Annotated in this window: 14 protein-coding genes; 1 reads left to right on the top strand and 13 read right to left on the bottom strand. The window is 51.2% G+C overall.

Annotated elements, in window-relative coordinates:
- From DWZ56_RS11825 to DWZ56_RS11765, 13 genes are all read right to left on the bottom strand, one after another.
- On the bottom strand, window positions 1-2124 hold the full coding sequence (locus DWZ56_RS11825; RefSeq protein WP_118556837.1) for an NAD-dependent epimerase/dehydratase family protein: 2124 nt from the start codon (window positions 2122-2124) through the stop codon (window positions 1-3).
- On the bottom strand, window positions 2121-2501 hold the full coding sequence (locus DWZ56_RS11820; RefSeq protein WP_118556836.1) for a DUF2304 domain-containing protein: 381 nt from the start codon (window positions 2499-2501) through the stop codon (window positions 2121-2123). The genes DWZ56_RS11825 and DWZ56_RS11820 overlap by 4 nt, the downstream gene beginning before the upstream one ends.
- A 625-nt stretch (window positions 2502-3126) precedes the next feature.
- Window positions 3127-5352, bottom strand: a complete 2226-nt coding sequence (locus DWZ56_RS11815; RefSeq protein WP_199679596.1) for a thiamine pyrophosphate-dependent enzyme — start codon at window positions 5350-5352, stop codon at window positions 3127-3129.
- Entirely contained in the window at window positions 5352-6443 is a 1092-nt protein-coding gene (locus tag DWZ56_RS11810; RefSeq protein WP_118556834.1) for a 2-oxoacid:acceptor oxidoreductase family protein, read from the bottom strand. Before DWZ56_RS11810 ends, DWZ56_RS11815 begins: the two co-directional genes overlap by 1 nt.
- An 86-nt stretch (window positions 6444-6529) precedes the next feature.
- The gene (locus DWZ56_RS11805; protein ID WP_243095220.1) at window positions 6530-7063 is read right to left on the bottom strand and encodes a ferritin; all 534 of its coding nucleotides are present in this window, start codon (window positions 7061-7063) and stop codon (window positions 6530-6532) included.
- 228 nt (window positions 7064-7291) lie between these two features.
- Window positions 7292-7609 (bottom strand): type II toxin-antitoxin system RelE/ParE family toxin, encoded by a 318-nt coding sequence (locus DWZ56_RS11800; RefSeq protein ID WP_118556833.1) that lies wholly within the window; start codon window positions 7607-7609, stop codon window positions 7292-7294.
- The gene (locus DWZ56_RS11795; protein ID WP_118556832.1) at window positions 7593-7880 is read right to left on the bottom strand and encodes a type II toxin-antitoxin system Phd/YefM family antitoxin; all 288 of its coding nucleotides are present in this window, start codon (window positions 7878-7880) and stop codon (window positions 7593-7595) included. The genes DWZ56_RS11800 and DWZ56_RS11795 overlap by 17 nt, the downstream gene beginning before the upstream one ends.
- Window positions 7881-8035: 155 nt before the next feature.
- Window positions 8036-10657 carry a pyruvate, phosphate dikinase gene (gene ppdK / locus DWZ56_RS11790; protein WP_118556831.1) on the bottom strand — a complete coding sequence of 874 codons (2622 nt, stop codon included), beginning with the start codon at window positions 10655-10657 and terminating at the stop codon, window positions 8036-8038.
- 200 nt (window positions 10658-10857) lie between these two features.
- On the bottom strand, window positions 10858-11490 hold the full coding sequence (locus DWZ56_RS11785) for a hypothetical protein (RefSeq protein WP_118556830.1): 633 nt from the start codon (window positions 11488-11490) through the stop codon (window positions 10858-10860).
- On the bottom strand, window positions 11441-12802 hold the full coding sequence (locus DWZ56_RS11780) for an ABC transporter permease (protein ID WP_147369417.1): 1362 nt from the start codon (window positions 12800-12802) through the stop codon (window positions 11441-11443). The genes DWZ56_RS11785 and DWZ56_RS11780 overlap by 50 nt, the downstream gene beginning before the upstream one ends.
- Window positions 12799-13677 (bottom strand): ABC transporter ATP-binding protein, encoded by an 879-nt coding sequence (locus DWZ56_RS11775; RefSeq protein WP_118556828.1) that lies wholly within the window; start codon window positions 13675-13677, stop codon window positions 12799-12801. Before DWZ56_RS11775 ends, DWZ56_RS11780 begins: the two co-directional genes overlap by 4 nt.
- Before the next feature lie 115 nt (window positions 13678-13792).
- On the bottom strand, window positions 13793-14962 hold the full coding sequence (locus DWZ56_RS11770; protein WP_118556827.1) for a HAMP domain-containing sensor histidine kinase: 1170 nt from the start codon (window positions 14960-14962) through the stop codon (window positions 13793-13795).
- The gene (locus DWZ56_RS11765) at window positions 14950-15624 is read right to left on the bottom strand and encodes a response regulator transcription factor (protein WP_118556901.1); all 675 of its coding nucleotides are present in this window, start codon (window positions 15622-15624) and stop codon (window positions 14950-14952) included. The genes DWZ56_RS11770 and DWZ56_RS11765 overlap by 13 nt, the downstream gene beginning before the upstream one ends.
- 246 nt (window positions 15625-15870) lie before the next feature.
- Between DWZ56_RS11765 and DWZ56_RS11760 the strand changes: the two genes are divergently transcribed.
- Window positions 15871-17193, top strand: coding sequence for an MATE family efflux transporter (locus tag DWZ56_RS11760; protein WP_118556826.1), 1323 nt, complete (start codon window positions 15871-15873; stop codon window positions 17191-17193).
- The last annotated feature ends 94 nt before the right edge of the window (window positions 17194-17287 follow it).

Genomic DNA, 17287 nt, shown 5'->3' with positions numbered 1-17287 from the left:
TCAGTCGCTTATAATTTCTACCGGAATACCGGCTTTGTGAAAACGCTGCAACACATAATCGCTTTCCTGTTCATTGGCATTCATCAGAATGATGCGAAGGCCATCCGGCGTCTGCCCTATGTAATCGGTCTCTCTGACTAACCGGCCCGCTTTTTCATAAACTGCCGTCCGATCTTTGTCCAGCGCTTCCTTCGGTACATGAAGCAGCGTATAGAGAACCTTATTCTCTCTGCGCCCCTGTTTACACAGTTCCAGCATCTTCTGAAATCCTGCTTCCTGCAGAATGCCAGTGCCCTCGATGTATTGGCCGGACAGCTCATTCCAGTATACCTTTGCCCTGCTCATGGACGCCTCGATCAGATGGCACAGCAAGGCGAGCATGTTGGACTGGTACAGGTTGATCTTGGTCAGCTCCTTCGTCCAGAGCATCACAATGCCGGTCAGACTACCCTCCGTAAAAACTCCGCACGCATAGCTTGGCAGCTGCGAATCGATTTCCCTGTTCCGGTACACGGCGCGCTCCGCCAGCGCATCATGCATAAAGAACTGTTCATCCGCACAGATGGACTTGCCTAGCGTTCTGGAAAGGGGCGTGGAACTGGCCATGAGTCTTAGATACTGCGCATTCTTTCCGGCCATATAGATCGCCACATCCTCGATATCCAGCAGTTCCTTCGCCACATCCACCGCCTCAAAGATTACCTTCTGCGGTTCCCAGGAGTCCAGGCGGCTTGCGATCTCATAGATTCTGGCCATGCTGTTCTCATAGCTCATCAGCCGCTTTTCATAGACCTCTTTCAGATAACGGCTTCCGTCGTAAATCTTAGTCATATCTACGAGCTCGCTCTGGAAATACTTCTTCTCATCCTCCAGGTCGTCATTTTTTCTTTTGTACTTATCCCGCATATATCCGACGGAAACTCCCACAACAAGTATCTGAAGCGCGTCAATAAAAGCGGTATACTCTATGCCCGCTGTGCCGGAAAGCATCTGTGCAGCTCTGATGAAAAATACAAACAGGCTCGCAATCAGCGCGTGGCCGCATCCGTATACGACAGATATAATCACCATATAAAACAGATAAAAATTGATATGTTCCCCGGCCCAGGTATCCCGCAGCAAAAAGGCCACCGCGGTGGCAGCCGCGAACAGACCCACATTTTCCAAAAGAGGAAACAGCTTTCTGCGAAGAACAGCCATACGGCTTTCTTTACCGTCCTCCATATTCTGTGCTTTTCCGTATGCCCTGTAAAACTCGGACAGCCCGGCCTTCAGCGTATATTTTTCGCGAAATCCCAACGCCTCCAGGCTGTTTTCTTCCACCAGCGGTATGGATGGCCTCTGCGTTTCCGTACTTTTTATCTCCGCTGTCAGATTCGGGACGACCGATTTGATTTCATCCGTTATCTGCTGCTCCGTAAAAGTCTCTCCCGGCACCAGGTAGACCGCGTCCCGGTTTTCGTCCGCAAACACCCGCATCAGCACGTCTACCGCGTCCCGGACGTACATCACCCTATGCTGTTTCTCAGGCGCCAGCAGCACCTCCCTGCTGTGCCAGAAATCATGAAGCAGCCGGGAGCATATATCGTATTCATAGGCCCGATAGTCCCCATAGACCTCCGGGAATCGAATTCTGGTTATCCTGAAACGCTCCCCTTCATGCTGTTTATCACAGAGGTGCTCGATTTGTACATAGGTCTGCAGGACATCGGAATCCGCCTTCAACGGACTCTCCTTCGTGATCACCTCTTCAAGTGAATCTTCATAAACACCCATGGAAGAGCAGTAAATCACCTGCCGGATTCCCGCATCCCTGGCGCACATGAGAAGATTTGTGACGCCGGACAGATACCGTACCGAATCATGGTTTTTGTCCTGCCAGGTATATTTGATATCGCAGGCGCCTGTAATGATTAATACGTCGGCCTGCACATTTTTCATAACCGTATTGATACTTTTGCTGCGATAACTGAAATTGTATTCCTGAAACACTCCGTCCGCCGGTTTATGAAATCTCGGCTTCTCCGACCCGGTTATCACAAATACCGTATGCCGTTCTTTTTTGAGACGGCTGATTAATTCTTTACAAAAAACTCCGTATTCTCCACATATCAATATTTTCATGCTGTTTCCCCTTTATTCATGTCCGTCAGCTTATGACTCATTTCTTCATTCTGATCTTTCAGCAGCGCTACCTGCATCGATAATTCAAGCACCTGGGACTCCAACTGCGAAATCGATATGGTATGAAAAAAAATGATCAGTATAATGACCACCAGCGCAAAGAAAATCAGCGCTGCCGGCGCCCACCATATTCCCAGAAGTCCCGCAACCCAGTTGAGTATGCCCGGAAAACAGGACAGGACGAGCAATCCGATCACACCCAGCAGCCACAGCAAGGCGCTGCTTTCTGACAGTCTTTTCTTTTTCATTTCATGGAAAAGGCCAAAAAACATACCGAAACATATCAAAACCGCCACGATTTGTAAAAACAAACTCATCTTTTCAAACCTCCCTCTTCGGATGTTAAAAATAAAAAAACACCATTAAGGACAGAATCCATTCTGTCCTTAATGGTGTTTTTTGTGTTTTATATGTATCCGGAAATATATTAATTTGTCTGTCTGTCTGTCTGTCTGTCTGTCTGTCTGTCTGTCTGTCTGTCTGTCTGTCTGTCTGTCTGTCTGTCTGTCTGTCAAGGATATTTCATTCTGCATCTGATTGCAACCTTCTTTTAAAAAATTTTATAAAATAATGTAACAGTTCAGACGGCGCACATTCTTGACAGAAAAAACCGGTAAAAATGTGACGTCCATCCGGTGTAAAAACTGGTGCGCAAGCAGGCTTATAAGCAAGCTAAACGTCTGCCCTTACACCAATTTTTCCGCCATTTGAACTGTTACAAAACTATGAATCATTTCAATAACTGTACAGCTGCTGATAAAACAGCAGGTGCCAATGCAGAATCCTCATAGGGATCCCGTTGAATAATAACCGTTTTTCAAAACGATTATAGCATAAATACTGTTTTTTGTGAATGTCCAATTTCACAGTAATTGGTGGGGTTGAAAGATTACTATTAACGTCTGCTGATAAAGCAGCGAATAGTAACATTGAAAGTTCTATTTACAGCAGCGGGTCCTTCGCCCTCGCTTTCAGCCTCGCCCACCGCCTGTCCGTTTCCTCCTGGATCGCTTCCATAATGTCCCGGTAAGCATCCTTTGTCATATGCTTTGTCCTTCCCATCAGCGCAAACCAGTCCGCCACAGGAATCTTTTTGTTTCTGGCCTCCGGATCATAGCTTATAGTGGTTATGCCGTTTTCGACTTCGTAAAGAGGAAAATAGCAGCAGTCCACCGCCGCCCCGATCACGCCGCGCTCTTTGTTGGGTTTATCGCCCCAGTTGAGCGGGCAGGCTGACAGCGCTTTCAGATAGGCCATACCTGACTGCTTTGCATATGCTTTCGCTTTTGCGGCTTTTTTAATAAAATCCGTGGGATTGGATTCCGCCACTGTAGCCACATAGGGGATGTTGGTCGCAGCCATGATCTGCGGCGTATCCTTATGAAAGAACTGCTTTCCGTACTGATTCTCACCCACATGCGAGGTGGAGCTTTTAGCACCCATAGGGGTGGAATAGGAGAGCTGATAACCGGTATTCATATAGCCGCCGTTGTCATACTCCAGCAGAATCAGATGGTTGTTGCGCAATGCCGTCCCGATAGCAGAGCCCATGCCGATATCCATGCCGCCGTCCCCGCTGACCATGATGAAGGTGATATCCCCTTCCGCCAATTCACCGCGCTTCTGTCGCTGGGCGCACATCTCCACCAATCCGGCAAGCGTTGCGGCCCCGTTCTGAAACAGGTTATGCACGTAAGGCACCTTAAAGGCGGTCTTGGGATATCCCGTGGTGACCACCATGCCGCAGCCGGTCTGAAACAGCAGCACCACATTTCCCTCAATGCCTCTAAGAAGCAGATTGACATTGACCGGTATCCCGCAGCCCGGGCAGGCACCGTGGCCCGGCGCAAGTCGCTTGGGCATGGCCGTGGTTTCATTGACTCTGCCGCCCTTTACAACAGCTCTGCCCGACGGATCCACCGCAGCCGTTGTCAACCCGGGCGAAGATTTCTCCTCACTGACTGGTGCAAAATACTGCTGTATCTCCAGGGAGGAATCCCCCGGATAGATGCCGAAATAATCAAATGTGCTGCTGTCTTTTTTCAGACATTCCTCCAGCATCTCCACCGCTTCATCCACATAGAAATCGCGTCCGCCCAGGCCGTAGATACGGCTTAATACGCGGCTGGTGTTTCCGTGCTCCTGGAGCATGGCTTTCAGCTCCAGCGTCATATTGCCGCCTCCGGCTCCGTAGCTGTCCTGCCGGTCCGCGGCCATGATTGTCTTAGCATTGGCGCAGAGGGCATACAGAGCCTCTTTGGGAAACGGCCGCAGCAAATGGGAGGTAATCACACCGGCCTTCACCCCGCGCTCCCGCATCCTGTCCGCAGCGGCTTTAGCCGTGTGAAAGCTTGATCCCAGCACAAATAGCAGGATCTCGGCATCCTCATTCCGGTATCCCTCCGCCTCATGGATGGACCGTCCTGAAATAGCCGCATATTCGTTGAACACCTTCGGTATTTCCTGTTTCGCCTGCTCCATCGCCAGATGCAGCTGATATTTGTTATTCAGCAGATCCGGTTCGTTCATATAGGAGCCTATCGTAACCGGATGCTCCAGATCCAGTGCGCTGTATTCGGCGTCATAGGAGCCCAGGAATTCTCTCACATCCTCATCCTGTGCAAACACCTGGCAGCGGCGTTTCTGATGGCTGGTGAAAAATCCGTCAAAAGCTACAATAACCGGCAGCTTTACCGCCTCCGCGATCTTGAGCGCACAGATATTCATGTCATAAACAGCCTGGGGCGTATCGGCAAACAGGATGATCCATCCTGTATTCAGCGTATACATGATATCGCTGTGATCGCCTTTTATAGACAGCGGCCCCGATACCGTGCGGCAGGCCACATTCAATACCATCGGGAATCTGGTTCCTGACTGCACCGGCAGCTGTTCCAGGGCGTACAAAAGCCCGTTGGCGCTGGTAGCATTAAATACACGTCCGCCCCCCGCAGAGGCCCCGTAGCAGATGCCGGCCGCGCTGTGTTCTCCCTCTGCGGCGATCAGGGAGATATCATGTCTGCCCTCCGCCTTCATTGCATCCAGAGATTCGGCGATCTGTGTGGACGGAGTGATCGGATAATATCCCATCACATGATAATTGATCTGTTTGGCAGCATAAGCCGCCAGCTCATTACCGCTCTCAAACAGCACCTTCTGTTCTTTCATCATACCACCCCTCCTTCAATTCTGCGTTCGTCCAGATAGGATTCGCTGGTCACCCATGAATTAGCGCCCGCATCCTCAAATTCCAGCCGGTCTACGATCAGATCCTTATTGCGGACAAACCACTGTTTATCCGGATGTTCCCTCTCAAGTCCTGCCACCAGCGCGTTGGTTGGACACACTTCCACACAGCGCAGGCAGCCCTTGCAATGGTGATAATCCAGGCCGGCATTTACCATGGCTGCTTTGCCTTTATACTCCCCGGGTTTAAACTGAAACACCATATCAGGGCAGGTGGTGTCGCACAGACCGCAGTTAATACAACGCTCCTGAATAAAGAGCGGGATATAACCTTCTCTGGACGCGGAAAGGTCATTGGACACCGTGCTTCCAAAGCGGGGATTTACGCCTCCTATGGGCGCATTTTCATATCCCCATCGGTTCTTTGTTTCCTCATAAGGCACCGCTTCATATTTTCCGTCATCCCGGTACGCCTTTCCCCAAGCGCTCTCGTATCCTAACCTGGCACCCAGCAGATTGCACTCCAACAGTTGAGGATATTTCTTTCCCACCGTATCTCTGATAATCTGCTCGATTGCCTCCATCGGGATGAAACCTGAGGCTTTCGCAATGGCTCCGAGCATGACCATATTGATCCTGCTTTTTGCTTCCATGGCGATCTTCAAAGCATCCACGCAGTAGAGCTCTCCGGCGTGAAGCTTCAGCTTCTCCCGCATCTCATCCGGCGTGCTGTCCGTATTGACAATCACCTTTGTATATTCAGTAACGCCCGCCATGACCGGCTGTTTTCCGGCCATGGCTTCATGGAACAGCCCCAGTATATGCGGATTTTCCACAGGGCTGTTGATGCGGATCTCCTCATCCTCCCCGCACCAGCGGATAAATGCTTTGACCGGTGATCCTCTCTTCTCGGATCCGTAGCTGGAAAAGCTGGCTGAATTCAGCCCCAGATATACGGCGCCCAGTTCTCCCAGAAGCTTTCCGCAGAGGTTGGCGCCCAGCCCTCCGATGCTCTCCAGACGGATCTCATAGTATCCGTTTTCATTTGTTTCCGGCAGTCTGATCTGACTCATAACATCCCTCATTTCTTTTTTGTTCTCTGTACTGTCGATCTGATGCGGGTCCGCTGCCTGTGGCACAGGGCGTGCCGCATAATCCGTCAGGCAAGCGCTGCCGGCGCGGTGCCGTCTGCCGGTGCCGCCGGAGTGTATACCCTGGTCTTAAGCTCGCCGTCCAGCATATACAGGCTTTTCTGGTCGTTCACAAACAGGGTGTATTTATCTCCTATGGTTTTCACACTTTTCTCTTCCTCTCCCTGTTCCCTGATAAACCAGTCCAGAAACTGCATGGTGCGGAAGTCCTTCTGTGTAAACGCCAGATCATACAGATCGTGTATGCGCTGTGTGACCGTCTTTTCGTGGCTGTATGCTAACTTTAAGGGTTCCTCAAATCCCGCGTACTGCCTGTGCGGCGCCGCGATCTCGCTAAGCCTCACCTCACAGTCGTTATCCTGCAGATAGCGGATAAAGAAAAATGCGTGGTCCCTTTCCTCCCTCTCCTGTATGGAAAACCAATTGGCAAAGCCGTCCAGGTTTTCTGCAGTGTAGTAATTGGCCACATCCAGGTAAAAATAGGCGGAAAAGAATTCCAGATTGATCTGCCGATTGAGCTGTTCTATCATTTCTTCTTGCATGAGATCCTCCATTTCCATATAAAATACCGTTATAGTTTGTCATCCCTATTAGTATCCTGAAAATTGAGTCGGTTATTCTTAAACCGTGCATATGTTTGCTGTATGTTCAATAAGTCGTATTTCTGGGCGCACCTTATTGTACAAAAAAAGTCCCGGAAGATGCCCGGGACTTTTTCTTTAGTCCGAAAGAGCGGCTTTCGCCGCTTTTTTCTCTTTGTTGTTTTATTGTTATCGAATGAGCCAACTATAATCCTGTCTGCAATCCACCACATAATCGGCATAGACTATATCATCTGCTATCTGAAAGATTATCATGTATCGTTTTTCGAACAGAATAAAACGGTAGGCATTTCTGGGAATATAGTCCCCTGTGAGCCATGGGCACCTTTGTGGCATCAGCCCCAATGAATTTGCAGTCTTTTCAAACTCCGCTGTCAGCCGTTCCGCCGCTTCTGTGCTAACCTGTGCCAGAAATGCGGCATGTGAAACGAGCATCTGTGCTGCCCGTTCCGATACAATCACACGGTATTTATTCTGCTGTTCCACAACCTGCCGCCCCCTTGATCGCACTACGCATCATCGCAGTAACTTCATCAACAGAGTAGCCTTTGCTTCCACGCATCCTGTCCTCCTCGACGGCAAGCAGTTCTTCACGGAGCTTCAGCATTTTTTCCCTGCGGTTGTAAGTTCCAATGTCCATAACGACCAAATCCCCCTCACCATTCTTGGTAAGGAAAATCGGTTCTTCGGTCTTTCTGCACAAATCAGCAATCTCATTATAGTTCTGACGGATTGCTGCGGATGGACGAATATTCATAATGATACCTCCTTCACAAGTTTGGATAGTAGTATTCTGTACATATTATACCTATATAATACAATCAGGTCAACCATTTTAAATAAGGGGCTGTCGCACCAGTGATTGAAAAATCATAGGTGCGGCAGCCCCTTATACTTCAAAACGGCTTTCGCCTACTTATTATTGAGTGCCGCCTGAGCCGCTGCCAGTCTTGCGATCGGCACACGGTAAGGTGAGCAGGATACATAGTTTAATCCTACCTTATGGCAGAACTCGATGGAAGAAGGATCTCCGCCGTGCTCGCCGCAGATGCCAAGCTTGATGTCAGGTCTGGTCTTACGGCCTTTTTCCGCCGCCATCTGTACCAGCTGTCCTACGCCTGTCTGATCCAGCCTTGCAAAAGGATCTGACTCGTAGATCTTAGCCTTGTAGTAAGAATCCAGGAACTTGCCCGCATCGTCACGGGAGAAGCCGAAGGTCATCTGTGTCAGGTCGTTGGTACCGAAGGAGAAGAACTCCGCTTCCTCAGCGATCGCATCAGCGGTCAGAGCAGCTCTCGGGATCTCGATCATTGTACCGATATGGTACTGGATATCGGAGCCTTTCTCTTTCTTCACCTGCTCGGCTGTCTCAACCACGATGTCTTTGACAAATTTCAGCTCTTTCTTCTCGCCTACCAGAGGGATCATGATTTCAGGCACGATATCGTAGCCCTTCTCTTCCTTCACCTCGATGGCAGCTTCCATAACCGCTCTTGTCTGCATCTTGGCGATTTCCGGATAGGTCACTGCCAGACGGCATCCTCTGTGGCCCATCATCGGGTTGAACTCATGCAGCTCGTCGCATTTTGCCTTCACCTGCTCGGGTGTCAGTCCCATATCCTCTGCCAGAGCCTTGATGTCCTCCGGATCGGTGGGCACGAACTCATGCAGCGGCGGATCCAGGTAACGAACGGTCATCGGACGGCCTTCCAGCGCCTCGTACATAGCCTTGAAGTCGCCTTTCTGGAAAGGAATCAGCTCGTTTAACGCCTCTTCTCTCGCCTCTACGGTATCGGAAAGGATCATCTTGCGGATCTTCGGGATTCTTTCCGGATCGAAGAACATATGCTCAGTACGGCACAGGCCGATGCCTTCCGCCCCCAGCTTCACAGCGTTCTTTGTATCCGCAGGAGTGTCCGCGTTTGTTCTTACATGCAGGGTTCTGAACTGGTCAGCCCATGCCATAATTCTGCCGAAGTCTCCGCCTACGGAAGCTTCCACGGTCTTGATATCGCCTAAGTAGATCTTGCCGGTGGAACCGTCCAGGGAGATATAATCGCCTTCCTTGATCGTATGTCCGCCCAGTTCGAAATACTTCTCTTCTTCATGCACCTTGATTTCACCGCATCCGGATACACAAGCAGTTCCCATACCGCGGGCAACTACTGCAGCATGGCTTGTCATACCGCCGCGCACGGTCAGGATGCCTTCTGCAGCATGCATGCCTTCGATATCTTCCGGAGAGGTCTCCAGACGTACCAGCACAACTCTGTTGCCTGCTTCATGAGCAGCCTTCGCTTCGTCAGCGGTAAAGTATACCTTACCTGCTGCAGCTCCCGGAGAAGCGGGCAGAGCGGAACCGATCACTTCGCCGGCCTTGAGAGCGGCGGGATCAAAGGTGGGATGCAGCAGCTGATCCAGGGATTTGGCTTCGATTCTGCATACAGCCTCCTCCGGTGTGATCTTGCCTTCGTCCACCAGATCGCAGGCAATCTTGATCGCAGCCGGAGCTGTTCTCTTGCCGTTACGTGTCTGCAGGAAGTACAGTTTGCCTTCCTGAATCGTGAACTCCATATCCTGCATGTCTCTGTAGTGGTCTTCCAGTTTATGAGCGATCTTCATGAATTCTTCATAGCATTCCGGAAGGTCCTCTGCCAGTTTGGTGATCGGCTGAGGAGTACGGATGCCGGCAACCACGTCTTCGCCCTGTGCGTTGATCAGGTATTCGCCGTAGATGCCGTTTTCGCCTGTGGAAGGGTTACGTGTGAACGCAACGCCTGTTCCGGAGGTATTGCCCATATTGCCGAATACCATGGCCTGAACGTTAACAGCGGTGCCCCAGTCGCCCGGGATATCGTTCATACGTCTGTATACGATGGCACGGGGGTTGTCCCAGGAACGGAAAACAGCCTTTACGGCTTCCATCAGCTGTACCTTGGGATCCTGCGGGAACTCCTCGCCCATTTTTTCTTTATAAATGGCTTTATATCTTGCGATTACTTCTTTCAGATCTTCAGCGGTCAGGTCCGTATCATACTTCGCACCCTTCGCTTCTTTGATCTCATCCAGGATGCCTTCGAAGAAGGTCTTGCTCATCTCCATAACAACGTCGGAGAACATCTGGATAAATCTTCTGTAGGAGTCATATGCAAATCTCGGATTGCCGGTCTTCTTTGCAAAGCCTTCTACCGCTACGTCATTCAGACCCAGATTTAAGATGGTATCCATCATGCCGGGCATGGATGCTCTCGCACCGGAACGCACGGAAACCAGTAACGGATCCTCTGTGTCGCCGAATTTCTTTCCCTGGAGTTCCTCTAATGTTGCCAATGCATCAAAGATCTGTCCCTGGATTTCATCGGATATAGCCTTTCCATTGTTGTAATAATCCGTACAAGCTTCTGTTGTAACGGTAAAGCCCTGGGGAATCGGTAAACCGAGGTTTGTCATCTCCGCCAGGTTGGCTCCCTTGCCACCAAGAAGATTGCGCATATCCGCGCTGCCCTCTTTAAATAAATAAACCCATTTTGCCATTCTGTTAGTACCTCCTGAATTTGATTTTGACAGGTGGCGCCTGTCATTTTCATTTGAGATATCTACTGGACACCCGAGGGGTGTCCAGTCCTTTCAATATTATATCATAATTCCCTGTCTAGTAAAGTGATTTTCTGGAAAAAAGGGTCTATTTTTCTTATTTCTTTTTATTTTTGTGCACGGTTCTCTCTTTTTCTTGTCTATACGCGTCTTTTCTGTCTCCACAGTATGCTGGCGGCGATCATCAGTAATCCCATGGCGGCCAGCCAGTACTTTTCCGTCATGCTGTTTAACGAGGAAAGGGAATAGAGATAAAATATCTTCAGCTGTTCCGGTTTCATTGACATCGTAAAGGCATAAAACCCTATGGGCACCATGTAGCCCACCGCGATATTATCCGACACCGCATGGGCCAGCGCCCCCAGCCCGCCCAGAAACAGCGCCCCAGCAGCCGTGGCGAACAGATACCGGCCCATGTTAAACTCGCATTCCCCGGCTTTCAGCACCATAAGGAACATCGCTGTCACTGTAATCAGCGCCAGTATCGCCGTAAGCTCCCGCACCAGATAGACAAGCGCTCTGGAAGTATACTTGGAAGAAGTCACCTCACGTACCTGCGGGTTCTGCTCCGGCAGCGCGTAGGGAACCAGCAGGATGATGCCTGTGAGCACCACGAAGTTCTCCAAAAGCTTTGCCGTATTGACGGGATCCAGCCTGGTCATTCCAAAAAACACAGGGGCGATGCACAGGAATGCGGCAGCTAACAGTATATGCCATACCAGATTATGCTTCAGATTCACCGCCGCGATTTTTCCGCATTTTGCGAAGTCCATGATAGCGTCCCCTCCTTTTCCTGTCGTATATGAATGCGGTTCCCGCGATCAGTGCAACCGCAAGCAGCGCATAGAATATGCGGTTAAACGCAAGTGTTCCGAAATATTCCCGGAAAATATCGGCTCCGCCCGTATCGTTATGCCTGGGCATCAGGTTCATCCCATAACCGCCGTCCATCATGGACAGCCCGGAAAACATGCTGTACATCCACCATACGCCCTGCGCCGCGATGGCGATGGGTGTATCGGTCAGTTCCGTCAGGAACATGCCCACAGCCATGGACACCAATACGGTCGGGGCCAGCCAGCCGAGGCTGTACACCAAAAACGCCGACAGATCACGACCCGGTCCGGCAAATTTGACCGTCATAAATCCTGCGTAGAGAAGCACCGGCAAAAGCAGTAAAAACAGCATAGCAAAGGCTCTTACCAATATGAGGCGGACGGTGGAAATGCTGCGGGAATAGATCAGATCCTGCATTTCATGCCTCCTGTCCTTCAGCCCTCTGGCCACCGCCACAAATACCGGGAGAATACCGAGCATGATACCCGCGTAGTCACAGAACAGCCGGGCATACGCCCTGGTTACCTGATCCTTTTCTATAAGCTCCTGATACTCCGCCAGCGCATCCTCATAGGTGGCGGGCACGATCAGGTTTTCACGGAACGATTTGCTGTAATTGGAACCGCCTCCGATGTGTTTATCCGCCTCATCCATCAGTTCTCCAAACTGTTCATAGGTCAGTGACGGCGACGGTGTAAGACCCAGGCCCGATCCGGAAATTTCAACCGGGGGCAGTTCCTCATCAGGAGGGGTTTCCTGCGCGGGCAGATCATGAAAGTCTTGTATCTCCCCATCCGATCCGCCGGCCGCGAGCGCTCCGTCCTCTCCCAGGTTTGGCTCCTCTCCCGCAGACAGTCCGTACTCATCGGGGAGACTTACATCATCCAGATAATCCGTGACCTTCTCCCGTACCTCTTCCTGCGTAAGTCCTGTGACCTTTTCCAGTATTTCTCCGACCGCCTTCTGATCGCTTTCGCTTATGCTCACCCTCTTATAAAATCCAAAGGGATATGCGGTATAATAGTTCTGCACCCATTCCAGCGCCATCGTATTGACCGCATCGGTCATGATCATCTGCTGGTCCTTCGACTTCGTCCAGCCGTAATCTGCCTGGCCCGGCTTAGGCTCCTCCATCATCTTCAGCTCTCCGATCTGCGACATCAGAAAAGCTACAAGCACAACAACATACAGAGGGTAGGTCACACTTTTTATAATTTGTGCGCATTCTTTCTGAAACAGGCTCATCATCTGCATGCGCCCCCTTCCATCAGATACATATACGCATCCTCCATATTGGGTTCGCACAGGGCGCCCGCCATATCCGGCCGCTCATCGGCCAGTATTCTGGCGGTCACACGGTTTCCCATGGTCAGCATGCCGGTGATCTTATACCGCTCCTTTAGCACACTTAAGCTCTGGCGCGGGATATCCACCGAATAGACCTTACCCTCTGCCTGCTTTGTGAGCTCCTGCACGGTGCCGTTGAATTTAAGCTTTCCCTCGTCCAGCACGGCGATCCGCTCGCAGGACGCTTCCACATCGCCTACGATATGCGTGGACAGGATAACAATGCGTTCTTCGGCAATTTCGCTTAGCAGATTCCGGAAGCGGATGCGTTCCTCAGGGTCCAGGCCGGCGGTCGGCTCATCCACAATCAGCACCTTCGGATCGTGGAGTATCGCCTGTGCGATGCCCAGACGCCTGCGCATACCGCCTGAGAGCGCTTTCACTTTCGTCCGCTCATTCCCTGACAGGTTCACTCTTTCAAGCAGCTGCGGGATTTTTAGCTTTCTGCCCGCCCTATCCATGCCGGAAAGCACGCCCAGATAATCCATCGCCTCATAAACGGTCATGCTCGGGTACATATTGAAATCCTGGGGCAGGTATCCTGTGATCTTCCGGATCTTGGCCGCCTTCTCCACCGGTATGCCGCATACGCTAACTTCTCCGCTGTTTTTTGTAAGAAGTGCAGCCAGTGTTTTCATCAGCGTCGTTTTTCCTGCTCCGTTTCTTCCCAGCAGTCCGAACATTCCGTGAGGTATAGTGAGGCTGACGTCATCAAGCGCCAGTTTTTTGCCGTAGTATTTGGTGAGATGACTGATCTTTATCTCCTGATCTTCCATATTTAACTCTTCCTTTCTGCTTTTCGCGGGAATCAGCTTTTGCAGAGTCCGCTGCCCCGCTGGTTGTAAAGACAGTATAGAAGACAATTATCAACTTTTTATCTACTCCAGGATTTTAAAATACTGCCTCCAGCCTGGCTCCGCCTTCCGCCTGATTGCTGATCGTCAAAAATCCCCCGTGTTTCTCACAGAGCACATGGCAGATATACAGGCCCATGCCATAATGCTTTTTGTCGGGTTCTTTATTTTCTCCGCGATAATAGGGCGTTCCCGCCATTTTAAGATCCTCGCCGTCAAAGCCTTTGCCGTCATCGGTCACAATGAGACGGCAGCCCCATTCATCCACACGGAATTCCACCCTCACACTCTGCACGGCGTAGCGCAGCGCATTGCCCACCAGATTTTCCGCCACCTCAAGGAGGATGGCTTCATCCGCAAGCAGGATTTTATCCTGTTTTATATTCCGGATAAAGCTTAGGCGCCGGTCTTTCATGGCATTTACCGCATGCTCCAGTTTATCCGCCAGTACCCCCGCGTTCATATAGATTTTCTCGGGCTCGATCTGATCCAGGCTCTGTGCTTCCTTCATCGTCCCCACATAGCGTTCCAGCCGCCCGATATAGTCCGACATGATATCCAGCGTATCCATCAGTTTCTCCTGGGAAATTCTCCCCTGCGGTATATAGCCTTTCAGCAGGTCTGCGTATCCCCTAAGCACCGTAAGCGGCGTGCGCAGATCGTGGGCGAAGGCGGCATTGAGCTTTTTGCGTTCCTCCACCATGGCCCACATCTGTCTTTGGTTATCCAAAAGCTGCAGACGCATCTTCTCAAAGCTGTCGCAGAGCTGTCCCAGTTCGTCCTTATTGTGGTAGGGAATGGTGAAATCCAGATCATTGCTGCCGATCCGGTCCGCTCCCTTCTTAAGCGCCTCCAGCGGCCTCTTCAGTTTATTGCGGTAAAACAGAGCCGCTTCCACCACAATTCCTATGCCTGGAACGATAAAAAGGGACCACGTCTCTATGAAATCACAGATATTCACGGCCAGCCTTTCATTGGAGCTCATCTGTTCCTGATAAATGGTGATCCGGATCGGATTTACGTCATAATAGTTTTCAAACTGCTGTTCCGTCAGAAAATATTTGTGGTAATAATTCCGGTAAAGTGTGTTTCTGACCGAATAGGCGCTGTTAATCAGTACGGAGCAGAGAATTACGCAGCAGACAGCCGTAATTGCCGTATATAATACAAGCGTCGTGCGAAATGAAAGATTTCTTATTCGTTCCATCGGTACCCCACCCCCCAGACTGTTTCAATATATGTTTTCTCGGTACGTCTGGCCAGCTTGGCTCTGATCCTGCGGATATGCTCCGCCACCACGGAGCTCTCCCCCTCGCTGTCCCATCCCCAGAGTTTTTCATAGATCCGCTCTTTATCAAACACCTGTCCCCGGTTCATGGATAAAAGCTCTATGATGTCAAATTCCTTTCTGGCCATCCCTAGGTCCTCCCCGTTCCAGTAAACACAGCGTTTTCCGTAGTCGATGGTCAGCCCATCGTTAAATTTAAGATGGCTTGCGTTTCTCCCCCGCTGCTCTCTTCTAAGATGTGCCTGCACCCTGGCCCCAAGCTCATCTATGGAAAACGGCTTCAGGATGTAGTCATCCCCTCCGCACATCAAACCGTTAATGCGGTCCATTTCTTCCACCCTGGCGGTCAGAAAGAGGATCGGACACGTGACGAAGTCCCGGATGCGTTTGCATACGGTCAGCCCGTCCATATCCGGCATGTTGATATCCAGCAGGATCAAATCCGGTCCGCAGGACACTTTCTCCAGGGCCTGTGCACCGCTTGCTGCCGTCACCACCGCATAGCCGTTGAGTTCAAAGTAATCTTTCAGCAGGTTTACAATGCCCGCTTCATCGTCCACAATTAAAAGTCTGCTCTGCATATTCCTGTCATCCTTTCTGCCGCCGGCGGCGGTTCCATCACCGTCTACTACGGCACCATAGCAGTATATCATCGAATTATCAACAAAATATCAACAACGGATAAATCTCTCCGGCCCGCTTTTCTCATAATTATCACAAATCGTATTCGTAAGCCGTTTTTTATAATTGCAATTAAATAACTTTAGTGATAGTATACGTCCGTGTACAAAATCTCACTATGATCCGCATACAGGGAGGATACTTTCATGACTAAAGATATGACCACAGGCAGCCCGATGAAGATTCTGATCGCATTTTCTATTCCGCTGCTAATCGGAAATATATTTCAGCAATTTTATAACATGGTGGATTCCATCATCGTCGGCCAGTTCGTCGGTGAAGATGCGCTGGCCGCCGTCGGGTCCACCGGCTCGGTGGTATTTCTGGTGCTGGGCTTTGCAATGGGGATTGCCAGCGGCTTCGGTGTGCTTATTTCCCAGGCCTTCGGCGCGGGAGATACCAGGCTGCTGCGCCACTATACGGCCATGTCCCTTACCTTGAGCATGATTGTCACCGTTATCCTGACCGTTATCACGGTCCTCACCGCCCGGCCTCTGCTGGTGCTGATGAAGACACCGGAAAACATACTGGATCAGGCGACCGCCTATCTGACCATCATCTTTGCTGGCATGGGATGCACGATGTTTTACAACGTGCTTTCCGCCATCTTAAGAGGCATCGGCGACAGCAGGACGCCGCTCTATTTCCTGGTCCTTTCCTCCGTCCTGAATGTGCTTCTGGACCTCTTCTGCGTAGTCACGCTGAAGCTGGGTGCCGCGGGCGCGGCCTGGGCCACCGTCATCGCCCAGGGAGTATCCGCGCTGCTCTGTCTGATGTACATGTTTAAAAAGTTCGATATCTTAAAGCTTAAACGGGACGACTGGAAGTTCAGCTTTACCAGCGCGAAGCGGCTGTTTGGGGTGGGGCTTCCGATGGCTCTGCAGTTCTCCATCACGGCCATCGGGGTCATGATCCTGCAGACCGCGATCAACCGGTTCGGATCCACCGTGGTCGCCGCCTATACGGCCGCATCCAAGGTGGAACAGCTGACCACGCAGCCCATGGTAACGCTTGGCACCACCATCGCCACCTACTGCGGGCAGAACCTGGGCGCAGGACGCTATGACCGGATCAAAAAAGGGGTTCGCCAGGGCACCTGGATCGCCGTCCTGGCCACCGCGTTCGCCGCGTTTATCTCGGTGGTGTTCGGGGGCAGCATCGTGAAGTGGTTCCTGTCCAACCCTTCCGAAGAAGTGCTGGGTTATGCCAACACCTATCTGCGCACGGTCTCAGTCTTTTTCATCGCCCTGTCCCTGCTCTATCTGCACCGCAACGCGCTGCAGGGTGTCGGCCGCGCGATGGTGCCGATGATGGCCGGCGGCGCCGAAATGGTTACGCGCATCTTCGTGGCCATCGTGCTGGCAGGGTCTTTCGGATATCCCGCGATCTGCCTGGCAAGCCCGTTAGCATGGGTAGCCGCCGAAATTCCGCTGTTCATCCGGTATATGATCTGGAAGAAGAAATGTTAATATCCGTTTTCTGCGGGACATGCGCCTGCCAGGTGCAACGCTGTACCAGAAAACCCGGAGTCCAGTACGGATTCCGGGTTTTTTACAATTTCTC

Origin of the sequence: Lachnotalea sp. AF33-28 (genome assembly GCF_003477885.1) — a bacterium.
In the GTDB taxonomy this organism is placed as follows: domain Bacteria; phylum Bacillota; class Clostridia; order Lachnospirales; family Lachnospiraceae; genus AF33-28.
The sequence above is the reverse complement of the archived record's forward strand: the minus strand, read 5'-3'. Positions and strand labels throughout refer to the sequence as shown.